Genomic DNA, 13,509 nt, shown 5'->3' with positions numbered 1-13,509 from the left:
TCAACTCATTGCGGCTGATAGATCGAATCGAACACGCCGCCGTCCGCGAAATGCGTCTTTTGCGCCTTGGTCCAGCCGCCGAAGGTATCGTCGATGGTGTAGAGCTTCAGCTTCGGAAACTGCTTCGTAAGCTCGGCGGGCACCTTGTCCGAGCGCGGCCGATAGAAGTTGCGCGCCGCGATCTGCTGACCTTCGTCGCTATACAGATACTTGAGGTACGCCTCGGCGAGCTTGCGTGTGCCGTGCTTGTCGACGACCTTGTCCACCACCGCGACCGGCGGCTCCGCGAGAATGCTCACCGTCGGCACCACGATTTCGAACTTGTCCGTGCCGAATTCCTTCACCGAGAGGAAAGCCTCGTTTTCCCACGCGATCAGCACGTCGCCCTGCCCGCGCTGCACGAAGCTCGTCGTGGCGCCGCGCGCGCCCGAATCGAGGACGCCCGCGTTCTTGTAGAGCTTCGTCACGAATTCTTTTGCGGTCTGCTCATTGCCGCCCGGCTTGTGCTGCGCATAAGCCCACGCGGCGAGATAGTTCCAGCGCGCGCCGCCCGAGGTCTTCGGATTCGGCGTGACGATCGACACGCCCGGCTTCGCCAGATCGTCCCAGTCCTTGATGTGCTTCGGATTGCCCTTGCGCACGAGAAACACGATCGTCGACGTGTACGGGGATGCGTTGTCCGGCAGACGTTTTTGCCAGTCCGCGCCGACGAGGCCCCGTCCGGCGAGTGCGTCGATGTCGTAGGCGAGCGCGAGCGTCACGACATCGGCCTGCAGACCGTCGAGCACCGCGCGCGCCTGGCCGCCCGAGCCGCCGTGCGACTGCTTGAACGTGACGGTCTCGCCGGTCTCGGCCTTCCACTTCTTGGCGAATGCCTGATTGAAGTCCTGATACAGCTCGCGGGTAGGATCGTACGAAACGTTAAGAAACGACGTCTCGGCGTGCGCGGACGCGCTCATGCCGACGCTCGCCGCGGTCAGCGCCGCCGCCGCGAACAGACGCCGCGCACCTTTGCCCAATCCCAGTCTGAAGCTATGCATTCCCCGTTCTCCGTCTTATCGAATTGACGGAATCAGTCTATCGAGCCGCCTATATGATTAGAAATAATCGTTTCTCACTTTTTTATACGCAAAACTGCTAAGAACGATATTCCCTGAGGTGGTAAAGGCAGATTCGAGTGCAGACAAGATGTGGGCGACTGTCCGGCGGGCTTGCGGGCGCGAACTTAAAGTAAAGCTTGAAAAGAGACAAATACTGTATAAAAATACAGTCACCTGTCCATCCATACAGTGCCCGAGGGGTTCGAGCCAGTGACCAAGACATCCAAACTTACCGCCCGGCAGCAGCAGGTGTTCGAACTAATCCAGCGCGCCATTGAGCGTACGGGCTTTCCGCCCACGCGCGCCGAGATTGCGGCGGAACTCGGCTTCAGTTCCGCGAATTCGGCGGAAGAGCACCTTCGGGCGCTCGCGCGCAAGGGGGTGATCGAACTGGCGGCGGGCTCGTCGCGCGGCATCCGGCTGCTGGATCGCACGGAAGAGTTGCCGCATCAGTTCACGCTGCCGCATCAGAGCATCATGCAGTTGTCGCTGCCGCTGGTCGGGCGCGTTGCGGCGGGCAGTCCGATCCTCGCGCAAGAGCATATCTCGCAGCATTACATGTGCGATCCCGCGCTCTTTTCGAGCAAACCGGACTATCTGCTGAAGGTGCGCGGGCTGTCCATGCGCGACGCAGGCATTCTCGACGGCGACCTGCTCGCCGTGCAAAAGCGCAACGAAGCGAAAGACGGGCAGATCGTCGTCGCCCGTCTTGGCGACGACGTCACGGTCAAGCGCTGGAAACGCCGGTCGGATGGCGTCGAGTTGATTGCCGAGAATCCGGACTACGAGAACATTTTCGTACGCTCCGGCAGCGGCGAATTTGCACTGGAAGGCATTGCGGTGGGATTGATTCGTTCGGGCGAATTCTGACGTCCGGCGCAGCATTGGCGAGAGGCGACAAATACGGAAAATAGCCCGGTCGCTCGTCGCAATGAGACAGGAAATGTCTCGTTAGAAGCGCAAGATTGCCTCACCAACTGCTTCAACGCCCCAGTCAGGGCGTTTCACGACTAACAAGCATGACGGCCACCGTCCGCGGCGCGCCGCGGTGCGTCCTATCGTCTGGAGAGTCATCATGGAACGTTTCGCCCGTTTGCTGCCCTTCCGCCAATTCGGCCGCCTGCGTCATCTGCGCACGCTGATCGCCTGCGGCGTACCGCAAGCCGAAGCCGCGCCCGATCTCTTCGACGACATGCCCGCGCTGCCGTCGCGTCAGCCGGCGTTCGCGCGCGTGTCGCTGAACAGCGGCGTGCATGCAGAGGCCGCGCAGCGCGCGCCGGTGCGCGTCTATCGCGATCAGTCGCGCGTGATTCTGGTGGGCAAGATCGACGAAGTTTCACGCATGATCGACCGCTGTATCGCCGAGGAAAATGCGGGACTGCCGGGCGGAATCCTCGCCTGAGGCCTGTCCGAAGCACAGCGGCGGCGAATCAAGGCACAGGCGGGAACACAAAGAACGCCAATTTCCGGGATATAACGCGCGAATGCGTGGTCAATCCCGGAATCACGTTCTGCAAGAGAGGCTTTGCCGTCGCATGAATCGCACTACCCGTTTTGTCCTGAGCACGCTCGTCGTCGTTGTTCTTGTCGCGGCGCTCGGTTTCATTTACGCGTCGCCGTACATTGTCCTGAACCGCGTGAAGCGCGCAGCCGATGCGCGTGACGCGCAAACAGTCAATCAATACGTCGATTTTCCGGCGCTGCGTGCAAGTCTGAAGGAGCAAGTCACCGGACTGCTCACGCGGCGCGTCGATATCCAGAAGAGCGGCAATCCGCTCGCGATCATCGGTGCGATGATCGGCGCGGCGGTCGTCGGTCCGTTGGTGGATTCGTATGCGACGCCGGACGGCGTCGCGGCCATTCTCAACGGCATTCCCCCGCGCGGGAATTTCGGCGAGCAACCGCCGCGAGCAAACGATGTCCCCTTGGCACATTCCCCTCCCGCGCCTGCGCCCGGCGCGCCCACGGCGCAGGACACGCCACAGCCAGCGCCGCAGCCGAGTTCGCCAGAGGCACCGAAGCAGCCCCCGATGACGACAGCCCGCTATCGCGGCTTGAACACCTTCGTCGTGACGTACCAGCACGGCGCGGGCGATGCGCGCTATTCGGCGATCTTTCAGCGCGACGGACTGGTTTCGTGGAAGCTCGTCGCGGTCGATCTGAACGGCTGACGCATCGGGCGCACTCAACGCTCACTCAATGCTCACTCACGCGCCCGCTTCCGCCTTGACCGGTTTCGCCGCGTATTCCGCTTCGTCCGCGGCTTCGGCCGATTCACCCGCCTGACACACGGCAACCAGAATGCTGCACTTCACGCGGTCGAGCAGCGGCGTATTGCCCGCGCCCATCCACCAGCGCGCGAGACCGTTGCGGCAGCGATGTCCCACGACCACCAGATCGACATTGAGACTTTCGGCCAGCGCCGCAATCTCGTCGATCGGATGCCCGAACGCGAAATGGCCCTGCGCCTGCAGTCCGCGCTCGCGCAGCCACTCGACGCCCTCTTGCAGAATGTCTCGCGCCGCTTCCTCGAATCGCCCGCAGGCCATATCGGTTAGCAGTCCGGCACTCTGCGCGATGCTCGAACGCATGTCCACCACCGCCAAAACATGCGTTTCCGCGTTCAGATCGAGCGCGAGATTCGCGCCCTGACGCAGCGCCTTGCGACCCTCTCTGGAGCCGTCATAGCACAACAGAATTTTTCGATAGCTCGCCATCATGACCTCCCTGGCCGACTTGCCCTTCGCGTTTCGGTCTAACCGAGCCCGCAAGCCCGGCCCGATGCGCGATCTATCCGTGGCGTTCATTCATCATGGTGTGTCGCCACCTGTGTGGCAACGCTGGAAAACGCTAACCGCATGCGCGCCAGCGCACACGCTAGCTCGCACCGTGCCAGATCGCCGCCGCGCCCGGCGGACAAGCCTCTGGCACTTTCGGACGGAGCCGCTTCGGGCTTGTCCGCACAGCTTTGACACGGGCTCGCCGCATGCGGTTGCACGCCGAGCGCCGCATTGGTGCATTGGATTACACTAGCCCGCTGGATTTCTTCACGCGGCTTTTCTGCGGCATGAATGCATGACTGATCAAACATTGCAGACGAACTCACATGCAACCTCACGACTCGCGCCTGACGAACGAAGCGAGCCGGCGATCGAGTTCAACGAAGTAAGGAAGCACTACGGTGCGCGCATCGTCGTCGATGGTCTTTCGTTCGACGTGCGTCCCGGCGAATGCTTCGGACTGCTCGGCCCGAACGGCGCGGGCAAGACGACGACGCTCAAGATGCTGCTCGGCATCACGTCGCCGGACAGCGGCGCGATCCGGCTCGTCGGTGAGCCGGTGCCGGCGCGCGCCCGTTTCGCACGCGAGCGCGTCGGCGTCGTGCCGCAGTTCGACAATCTCGATCCCGACTTCACCGTGCGCGAGAATCTGATCGTCTTCGGCCGCTACTTCGGGCTGACGGGCGCGCGCATGAACGCGCTGGTGCCGTCGCTGCTGGAGTTCGCGCGGCTGGAAAGCAAGGCCGATGCGCGCGTGGGCGAATTGTCGGGCGGTATGAAGCGGCGCCTGACGCTCGCCCGCGCGCTCGTCAACGATCCCGACGTGCTCGTAATGGACGAGCCGACTACCGGCCTCGATCCGCAGGCGCGGCATCTGATCTGGGAACGTCTGCGCTCGCTGCTCGCGCGCGGCAAGACGATCCTGCTGACAACGCACTTCATGGAAGAAGCGGAGCGTCTGTGCGACCGGCTGTGCGTGATCGAAGAAGGCCGCAAGATCGCCGAGGGGCGGCCGCGCGATCTCATCGAATCGGTGATCGGCTCGGATGTGATCGAGATCTACGGCCCCGATCCGAAGTCGCTCGCTGCCGAACTCGCGCCGTTCGTCGAGCGCATGGAAGTGAGCGGCGAGACGCTCTTCTGTTACGTCGATGACCCGCAGCCCGTGCACGCGCGCGTGAAGGGCCGCGCCGACGTGCGCTATCTGCATCGTCCGGCGAATCTCGAGGACGTATTCCTGCGCCTCACCGGACGCGAAATGGTGGACTGAACCACAACGATATGGACACGTTCGATCAATCCCGCAGCGACACCAAAGCCCCGCGCCGGACGCCGCGCAATACAGACAACCACACGCCGTTTTCGAGCGCGCTGCCCGCCAACGCCACGCACTGGATGTCGGTGTGGCTGCGCAATTATCTCGTCTGGAAGAAACTCGCCATCGCCTCGATGATCGGCAATCTCGCCGATCCCATGATCTATCTCTTCGGTCTGGGACTCGGTCTCGGGCTCATGGTCGGGCATGTCGAAGGCGTGTCGTACATCGCGTTCCTGGCGGCGGGCACGGCGGCATCGAGCGTGATGATGTCCGCGAGCTTCGAGGCGATGTACTCGGGCTTCTCGCGCATGCAGGTGCAACGCACGTGGGAGGCGATCATGCACACGCCGCTCACGCTCGGCGACATCGTGCTCGGAGAGATCGTCTGGGCGGCGAGCAAGTCGGTGTTGTCGGGCGTGGCGATCATGATCGTCGCGGGCGCGCTGGGCTATGCGAGCTTCCCGGCGATGCTGGTCGCGCTGCCGGTCATCGTGCTGACCGGGCTCGCGTTCGCCAGCACGGCGATGATCATCACCGCGCTCGCGCCGAGCTACGACTTCTTCATGTTCTATCAGACGCTCGCGCTCACGCCGATGCTCCTGCTCTCCGGCGTGTTCTTCCCGATCGCGCAACTGCCCGCGCTCGCCCGCCATGTCACGCAGGTGCTGCCGCTCTATCACGCGGTGGAGCTGATTCGTCCCGCGATGCTCGGGCGTCCGCTCGACAACTTCGCGGTGCATCTCGCCGTGCTGATCGCGTATGTCGTCGTGCCCTTCTTCGTGTGCGCGTGGCTTTTCCGGCGACGCATGATGAAGTGAAATGACAAACGGCGATGGCCCCGAAAGGTCCATCGCCGTTTTCATATCGGCGGCAGGCGCGCGCTATTTGGCCGGAAACTCGTGATGGCCGCCGAAGCCGAAACGCATCGCCGACAGCATGCGTTCCGGAAACGATTCGGCATCGCGCGAGCGGAAGCGCGTGTACAGCGCCGCCGAGAGCACCTGCGCCGGCACCGCCTCTTCGATCGCCGCCTCGATGGTCCAGCGCCCCTCGCCGCTGTCCGCGACTTCCGCGGAGAAGCGGTCGAGCGTGCCGTCGCTGGCGAGCGCGCCCGCGGTCAGATCCAGCAGCCACGACGACACCACGCTGCCGCGCCGCCACACTTCGGCCACATCCGCGAGATCGAGCGAATAGCGTTCGCCTTCGACCAGGTCCTTCGAATCCTTGTGCCGCAGGATGTGAAAGCCCTCGGCATAGGCCTGCATCAGGCCGTACTCGATGCCGTTGTGGACCATCTTCACGAAGTGCCCCGAGCCGACCGGCCCGCAATGCATGTAACCGTTCTCGACGCGCGCGTCGCGCCCTTCGCGTCCGGGCGTCTCGGGAATATCGCCGCGTCCGGGTGCGAGCGTCGCGAGTATCGGATCGATGCGGCGCACGATGGCGTCGTCGCCGCCGATCATCATGCAGTAGCCGCGCTCGAGCCCCCAGATGCCGCCCGACGTGCCGACATCGACGTAATGAATGCCCTGCTCGCGCAATTGCCCGGCGCGGCGGATATCGTCCTTATAAAAGCTGTTGCCGCCGTCGATGATCACGTCGTCCGCGCCAAGGATCTTGTGCAGATCGTTCAGCGTGTCTTCAGTGATTTTCCCCGCGGGCAGCATCAGCCAGACGACGCGCGGCGCCGCCAGTTTCGCGACGAGATCGCCCAGATCTTTCGCACCCGTCGCGCCTTCGCCGGCGAGCGCTTCGGTCGCCTGCGGATTGTGGTCGTACACGACGCACGTATGTCCGTCGCGCATCAGCCGTCGCCCGATATTGCCGCCCATGCGTCCCAGTCCCACGATGCCGATCTGCATGATGGTTCACTCCTTGCCGTTGGATTTCACGCGTTCGATCTGTTTCTTCGCGGCTTCACAGACCGCTTCCGGCGTGAAGCCGAATTTCGTCTTGAGCGCCTTAAGCGGCGCCGATGCGCCGAACGTATGCATGACGATCTGCGTACCCAGGCGGCCGACGTAGCGATCCCAGCCGAGCGTCGCCGCCTGCTCGACGCAGACGCGCGCGGCGACGTCCGGCGGCAGCACCGAATCCTTGTACGCGTTGTCCTGCTTCTCGAAGATGTCCCACGACGGCATCGACACGACGCGCGCCGCGATGCCCTCGGACTTCAGCTTCTCGTAGGCCTCGACGCACAGCGACACTTCGCTGCCGGTCGCGAGCAGCAGCACTTCGGGCTTCTTGCCGCCTTCGGCATCGGCGAGCACGTAAGCGCCGCGCTTCACGCCCTCCGCCGACGCATACTTCGTGCGATCGAACGTCGGCAGCGGCTGACGCGTCAGCACGATGCACGACGGCTCCTTCTTGTGCTGCAACGCCACGCGCCACACTTCGGCGACCTCGTTCGCATCGGCGGGACGCAGCGTGCACAGTCCCGGCACGCCGCGCAGCGACGCCAGTTGCTCGATCGGCTGATGCGTCGGGCCATCCTCGCCGACGCCGATCGAATCGTGCGTGAAGACATAGATCACGGGCACTTCCATGATCGCCGAGAGACGGATCGGCGGCTTCATGTAGTCGCTGAAAATCAGGAAGGTCGATCCGTACGGCCGCAGGTTCGACAGCGCGAGGCCATTGCACACCGCGCCCATGCCGTGCTCGCGAATGCCGAAATGCAGGTTGCGGCCCGCGTAGCTGTCATGTTCGAAGCTTCCCGCGCCTTCGAACTTGAGATTCGTCTTGGTCGATGGCGACAGATCCGCCGATCCGCCGATCAGCCAAGGCAGGCGCGGCGCGATCGCGTTCAGCACCTTGCCCGACGAGTCGCGCGTGGCGATGCCCTTGGCGTCCGGCTCGAACGTGGGAATGTCGGCGTCCCAGCCTTCGGGCAGCTTGTTCTGCAGCATCAGCCACGCTTCTTTCGCGAGTTCCGGATTGGACTTCTCGTAGGCGTCGAACTGCTGCTTCCATTCGGCATGCAGCTTCTTGCCGCGCGCCCCCATGCCGTCGGCGAAATGCTGCATGACGCCGTCCGGCACGTAGAACTGCTTGTCCTCGGGCCAGCCGTAGAACTTCTTCGCGAGCTTGATTTCGTCCTCGCCGAGCGGCTCGCCGTGCGCGCCCGACGTGTCCTGCTTGTGCGGCGCGCCCCAGCCGATGATGCTCTTCACGACGATCAGCGTCGGCTTGTCGGTGTGCGACTTCGCCTTGTTGATGGCGTCTTCGAGCGCGCTCGCGTCGTTGGCGTCGTCGACGTGCAGCGTGTGCCAGTTGTAGCCGTGAAAGCGCGCTTCGACATCGTCGCTATAGGCTAAGTCAGTGTGGCCTTCGATCGTCACGCGATTGCTGTCGTAAATCCAGATCAGATTCGACAACTGCAAATGCCCCGCAAGCGATGCCGCTTCGTGCGAGACGCCTTCCATCATGTCGCCGTCGCCGCACAGCGCGTAGACGCGGTAATCGAAGATGCGCTCGCTGCCCTTGTTGAAATGCGCTTCCTTCCAGCGCGCGGCCATCGCCATGCCAACGCTGTTGCCCAGGCCCTGCCCGAGCGGCCCGGTGGTGGTCTCGACGCCGGTCGTCATGCGGAACTCGGGGTGGCCGGGCGTCTTGCTTTCCAGTTGCCGGAAATTCTTAATGTCATCCAGCGACACGGCGGGCTTGCCGGTCGGCTTGCCGTTTTCGTCGACTTCCTTCACGCCCGTGAGATGCAACAGCGAATACAGCAGCATCGACGCATGCCCGACCGACAGCACGAAGCGGTCGCGGTTCGGCCATAGCGGCGCGTCGGGGTCGTAGCGGAGATGGTTCTGCCAGAGATGGAACGCGACCGGCGCGAGCGCCATCGGCGTGCCGGGGTGGCCGGAATTGGCCTTCTGCACGGCGTCCATCGAAAGCGTGCGGATGGTATCGATCGTCAGACGATCGAGGTCTTTTGCCTGAGGTGTTGCTTGAGACATGAGCGACGACTCCTTTGCAGAGAGCGCGCTGTGGCAAGGGGCGCCGCAGCGGGCAACCAGGACCATCGAGCAAGTGTAGTGCCTTGCAGCCGGCACTGCACCGCGAGTAATGCGGAGGGCGCGCCGTCGGACGCGACGGCTGCGATACAGCGGCGTTACGGCTGCGTTACGGCGGAAAACGCTTCTGACGCGCAAGGCATTTGAAACAAGCGGCCTTGCGCGTCTTTTTCAAACCGGCGGGCGATAAAACATGGATATCACGAATTCTTGCCGCGTGACCGCCGCGAGAAGCTCCATGCTGACACATTCGCGGCAGGCGCACGCGCGTGCGCGGCAACTCCCTGAGCGCGCAGGAAATTCCCGCGCCGCGCTGCACGCGCACGCACGCGCATAAGCGCGCACAAGCGCGTCAGGGCGCGGGATTGGGCTGACGCTCGTGCAGCGCGTCGATTTCGGCCAGAATTTCCTCCGACAGTTCGATCTCCACGCTGCCGATGTCTTCCTTCAGTTGCGCCATCGTCGTCGCGCCGATCAGCGTGCTGGTCGTGAAACGGCGCGTGTTGACGAACGCGAGCGCGAGCTGCGTCGGCGTGAGACCGTGGCGCTTCGCCAGTTCGACGTAAGACGTCACGGCGGCAATCGACTGCGGCTTGCTATAACGCTGAAAACGCTCGAACAACGTGATGCGTGCGCCCGCCGGACGCGCGCCGCCTTCGTATTTGCCGGAGAGCCAGCCGAACGCGAGCGGCGAGTACGCGAGCAGACCCACGCCTTCGCGATGCGTGAATTCGGAGAGACCGAGTTCGAATGTGCGATTCACGAGGCTGTACGGATTCTGAATGCTGACGATCTTCGGCAGCCCCGCCCGCTCGGCCGCACGCAGGAATTGCGCGACGCCCCAGGGCGTTTCGTTCGATACGCCCACGTAGCGAATCTTGCCCGCCTTCACGAGTTCGCCGAGCGCGGCGAGCGTCTCTTCGATGGGCACCGTGTATTCGTCGTCGATATACGGATAGTTGGGGCGGCCGAAGGTCATCGTGCTGCGGTCCGGCCAGTGCAGCTGATACAGATCGACGTAATCGGTCTGCAGGCGCTTCAGGCTGGCGTCGATGGCTTCGTTCAGGTTCTTGCGGTCGAACTGGTTGCCCGCGCCGCGGATGTGCCGCGGGTTGTGCGGCTGGCGCGCCGGCCCGGCGATCTTGGTCGCGAGCACGATCTCGCCGCGTTTCGCCGCGTTCTTCGCGAGCCACGTGCCGATGTATTCCTCGGTGCGGCCTTGCGTCTCGGGCCGCGGCGGCACCGGATACATTTCGGCGGCGTCGATCAGGTTCACGCCTTGGGCGAGCGCATAGTCGATCTGCTCATGCGCTTCGCTCTCGGTGTTCTGCTCGCCCCAGGTCATGGTGCCGAGCCCGATCAGACTCACGTCGACATTCGAATCGCCCAGTTTCCGAAACTTCATTGCACTTTCCTCTTGTTGGCTTGATGTTTGCGCGCTGTCGGCAGACTGTCGGCACGTTGTTGGCGCGGCGTTGGCCTGCCGTCAGCGCGTGGCCGGAAGAACATCCTGGCTGGATTTCCGGCAACCGCAAAAACTACCATAGCCGCGCGGCGTCCGCTTCCGCGACTAAAATGGCAGCCTCTCAATCACGCCGACAAGGAGCGCCCAACCGATGCCGTCCGAACGCGATCGCGGGAATCAGGGCTCATCGCTCATCGTCATGCTGGTCGCGGCGAGCTTCTTCATGGAGAACCTGGACGGCACGATCATCGCCACCGCACTGCCGCAGATGGCGCGCTCCTTCAACGTGCATCCGGCGGACATGAGCCTCGGCATCACGGCCTATCTGCTGACGCTCGCGGTCTTCATTCCGATATCGGGCTGGGCCGCCGACCGCTTCGGCCTGCGCACGGTGTTCGGCAGCGCGATCGCGGTGTTCACGGCGGCGTCGGTGCTGTGCGCGACAACCTCAACCCTGCCCGCCTTCGCCGCCGCGCGCGTGCTGCAAGGCATCGGCGGCGCGATGATGGTGCCGGTCGGCCGTCTTGCCGTCCTGCGCGCGACGCCCAAGGAAGGCCTGATGCGCGCAATCGCGATCATCACGTGGCCGGGACTCGTCGCGCCGGTGATCGGCCCGCCGCTCGGCGGCTTCATCACGACGTATTCGTCATGGCGCTGGATCTTCTATCTGAACGTGCCGCTCGGGTTGATCGGGCTGCTGCTGACGCTGCGCTACATCGACAATACGCGCGAAGACGCGCAGCGCCGTTTCGATCTGCCCGGCTTTGCGCTTTGCGGCATCGCCTGCACCACCCTGCTCTACGCGATGGAACTCGTCGGCCGCAGCGACGCGGACTGGCGCATGGTCGGCGTGCTGGTCGCGGCGGGCGTGATCGCGGGCGTCGCGTCGTGGTGGCATCTGCGGCGCGCGGCGCAGCCGGTCGTCGATCTTTCCGCGCTGAAGGTGAAAACCTTCGCCGTGGCGATGGGCGGCGGCTCGCTCTTTCGCATCGCCATCAGCGCGGCGCCGTTTCTGTTGCCGCTCATGTTTCAGGTCGGCTTCGGGCTGAACGCGTTCGAATCAGGCCTGCTCACGCTCGCGGTATTCGCCGGCAATCTGTCGATGAAACTCGTCACCACGCCCGTGATGCGCCAGTTCGGCTTCAGGCGCGTGCTGATCGTCAACGGCGTGCTTGCCGCGTTCTCGCTTGCCGCGATGAGTCTGCTCACGCCATCGACGCCCAAGCTGCTGATCGTCGCCGTGCTGTTCGCGAGCGGCCTGTCGCGCTCGCTGCAGTTCACGGCGCTCAACACGCTCAGTTTCGCCGACGTCCCGAAGTCGCAAATGAGCGGCGCGTCGGCGCTGTCGAGCACACTGTTCCAGATGACGATGGGCATCGGCGTCGCGGTCGGCGCCATCGCGCTGCGTGTCGGCGAATGGCTGCACGGGCACGACGCGCATTCCATCGGTCCGGAGGATTTCAGCGTGGCGTTTCTGATCGTCGGGTTCGTCGGGCTGATCGGCGTGGCGGATCTGTTCGGGCTGTCGCGCGATGCCGGCGCGCTGGTGTCGGGGCACGGCAAGCCGAAGACGTGAAGCCTTTATCGTTTATGCGCGACGGGCCTCAAGCCCGCGCCCGCCGCGCCGATAACCGGCTTATGAACTCGCATACGCTCGACTCCATCGCCGCCCTGACCGAAACGGTCGCCGCCATCCGTCACGCGAAGGGACTCAAAAATCCCCACGATTTTCCCGAAGGCACGCTCGAACGCCAGATTGCCAGCGACGCCTTCGCCGACGATTTCCTTCGCGCGCTGGACGCGGAGCCGAGCATCGGCGCGTGGTGGCCGATCTGACGGGTAACGGTATCGATTACCGTCGCTGAGGAAGGCTCCTTCCAGAAATTGCCGCTTCTGAGTCAAGTCTTGCTAAATGGCGAAACGTTTGCGTGCGGCCATCAAGTCGTCCGCGTACACGCCGTCATCTCGCATATCGCCATGACAGACTCAGGAGATGCCAGTGAAGTGGGTAGTCACACTCTTTGCCAGCGCCGCCGCGTTCGCCGTGACCGGCTGCGCGCCGATGACCGCAGCCGACAAGGCCCAAACCGCGGCCCCGGCCGACAAGTCCGCGGTCTCCACGGAAATCCTCCGCTTCGAGATTCCCGCTGACGCGCTCGGCGCGCACGATCCGCAACTCGGCGCGATCCTCGCCAAAGCGGGCGCGCTCGCCGCCGCACAGAAGCAACCGACGACCATCCTCGTCACCGCGCTCGCGCAGGACCTGCCCTATCTCAATCAGGCGATCTGGAAAGGCGTGCCGGCGCGGCACACGGTCCGGCTGAGCCTGGAAAACATGACCGCCGGCGCGCGACAGCCGTACAGCGTGTCGATCAAGCCGACGCGGGGAGGCTGACGCGATGCGCCGCTTTTCGTCTCGCTTGTCGCCTCGCTTTTCGTCTCGCTTATCGACCTTCGTGGCTTTTATCGCCGGGCTCGCGCTGTCGGCGAGCGCGTGCGCCGGTCCGCTCGATGTCAGCGCGCCCGCCTCCGTGCAGACGCTTGCCGCGCTCGGACCCATCGCGCAGAAGGTTTATCCGCCGCTGCCGACGCTCGCGATGCTGCCGCCCGTCACCACCGATGAAGACGACGCGCCCGCGCGTTCCGCCGCCGGCAAGAAAGGCAAGAAGGCGCGCCGTGTCGCGGATTGCAAATGCAGCGGCCCGGAACCGCGGCTCGTCGTGTCCGAGGAATCGCGCACGTATCTGAAGGACGTCGAGCGCCGCATCGACACGGCGCTTGCGCAATAGCGCGTCATCGTTCGCGCCCTCGTTCATCGACAAGGAGC

General features: G+C 64.1%; 14 protein-coding genes. 9 read left to right on the top strand and 5 right to left on the bottom strand.

Annotated features, from left to right (window positions below):
- Positions 1–5: 5 nt before the first annotated feature.
- Complete coding sequence (locus tag BRPE64_RS06235) at positions 6–1,040, bottom strand: sulfate ABC transporter substrate-binding protein (RefSeq protein ID WP_044041307.1); 1,035 nt, start codon at positions 1,038–1,040, stop codon at positions 6–8.
- Between the two features lie 270 nt (positions 1,041–1,310).
- Between BRPE64_RS06235 and lexA the strand changes: the two genes are divergently transcribed.
- The 3 genes from lexA (at position 1,311) to BRPE64_RS06220 (ending at position 3,271) form a co-directional block, all read left to right on the top strand.
- Positions 1,311–1,970: a transcriptional repressor LexA gene (gene lexA / locus BRPE64_RS06230; protein WP_016345203.1), complete on the top strand. Its 660-nt coding sequence runs from the start codon at positions 1,311–1,313 to the stop codon at positions 1,968–1,970.
- Positions 1,971–2,175: 205 nt separating this feature from the next.
- Positions 2,176–2,502, top strand: coding sequence for a hypothetical protein (locus tag BRPE64_RS06225; protein WP_016345202.1), 327 nt, complete (start codon positions 2,176–2,178; stop codon positions 2,500–2,502).
- Positions 2,503–2,635: 133 nt separating this feature from the next.
- On the top strand, positions 2,636–3,271 hold the full coding sequence (locus BRPE64_RS06220) for a DUF2939 domain-containing protein (protein WP_016345201.1): 636 nt from the start codon (positions 2,636–2,638) through the stop codon (positions 3,269–3,271).
- A 36-nt stretch (positions 3,272–3,307) separates the two neighbouring features.
- Here the strand turns inward: BRPE64_RS06220 and BRPE64_RS06215 are convergent, their stop codons facing one another.
- A complete protein-coding gene (locus BRPE64_RS06215; protein WP_044042015.1) occupies positions 3,308–3,817 on the bottom strand; it encodes a universal stress protein in 510 nt (169 codons plus the stop codon).
- Between the two features lie 358 nt (positions 3,818–4,175).
- Here BRPE64_RS06215 and nodI point away from each other — a divergent pair, with 358 nt between their 5' ends.
- Positions 4,176–5,150 (top strand): nodulation factor ABC transporter ATP-binding protein NodI, encoded by a 975-nt coding sequence (nodI, locus tag BRPE64_RS06210; protein WP_016345199.1) that lies wholly within the window; start codon positions 4,176–4,178, stop codon positions 5,148–5,150.
- Between the two features lie 11 nt (positions 5,151–5,161).
- A complete protein-coding gene (locus BRPE64_RS06205) occupies positions 5,162–6,016 on the top strand; it encodes an ABC transporter permease (protein WP_016345198.1) in 855 nt (284 codons plus the stop codon).
- Positions 6,017–6,079: 63 nt separating this feature from the next.
- On the opposite strand, the gene gnd is transcribed toward BRPE64_RS06205, so the two are convergent.
- The 3 genes from gnd to BRPE64_RS06190 form a co-directional block, all read right to left on the bottom strand.
- Complete coding sequence (gene gnd / locus BRPE64_RS06200) at positions 6,080–7,060, bottom strand: phosphogluconate dehydrogenase (NAD(+)-dependent, decarboxylating) (protein ID WP_016345197.1); 981 nt, start codon at positions 7,058–7,060, stop codon at positions 6,080–6,082.
- Between the two features lie 6 nt (positions 7,061–7,066).
- On the bottom strand, positions 7,067–9,160 hold the full coding sequence (tkt, locus tag BRPE64_RS06195) for a transketolase (protein WP_016345196.1): 2,094 nt from the start codon (positions 9,158–9,160) through the stop codon (positions 7,067–7,069).
- A 409-nt stretch (positions 9,161–9,569) separates the two neighbouring features.
- Positions 9,570–10,622 (bottom strand): NADP(H)-dependent aldo-keto reductase, encoded by a 1,053-nt coding sequence (locus BRPE64_RS06190; protein WP_016345194.1) that lies wholly within the window; start codon positions 10,620–10,622, stop codon positions 9,570–9,572.
- 211 nt (positions 10,623–10,833) lie between these two features.
- Between BRPE64_RS06190 and BRPE64_RS06185 the strand changes: the two genes are divergently transcribed.
- From BRPE64_RS06185 to BRPE64_RS06170, 4 genes are all read left to right on the top strand, one after another.
- The gene (locus BRPE64_RS06185; protein WP_016345193.1) at positions 10,834–12,258 is read left to right on the top strand and encodes an MFS transporter; all 1,425 of its coding nucleotides are present in this window, start codon (positions 10,834–10,836) and stop codon (positions 12,256–12,258) included.
- 62 nt (positions 12,259–12,320) lie between these two features.
- A complete protein-coding gene (locus BRPE64_RS06180) occupies positions 12,321–12,518 on the top strand; it encodes a hypothetical protein (protein WP_044041306.1) in 198 nt (65 codons plus the stop codon).
- A 157-nt stretch (positions 12,519–12,675) separates the two neighbouring features.
- The gene (locus BRPE64_RS06175) at positions 12,676–13,077 is read left to right on the top strand and encodes a hypothetical protein (RefSeq protein WP_044041305.1); all 402 of its coding nucleotides are present in this window, start codon (positions 12,676–12,678) and stop codon (positions 13,075–13,077) included.
- A 61-nt stretch (positions 13,078–13,138) separates the two neighbouring features.
- Entirely contained in the window at positions 13,139–13,471 is a 333-nt protein-coding gene (locus BRPE64_RS06170; RefSeq protein ID WP_016345190.1) for a hypothetical protein, read from the top strand.
- Positions 13,472–13,509 lie beyond the last annotated feature (38 nt).

This window comes from Caballeronia insecticola, assembly GCF_000402035.1.
Lineage (GTDB): Bacteria > Pseudomonadota > Gammaproteobacteria > Burkholderiales > Burkholderiaceae > Caballeronia > Caballeronia insecticola.
This window is presented reverse-complemented; position numbering and strand designations above follow the sequence as displayed.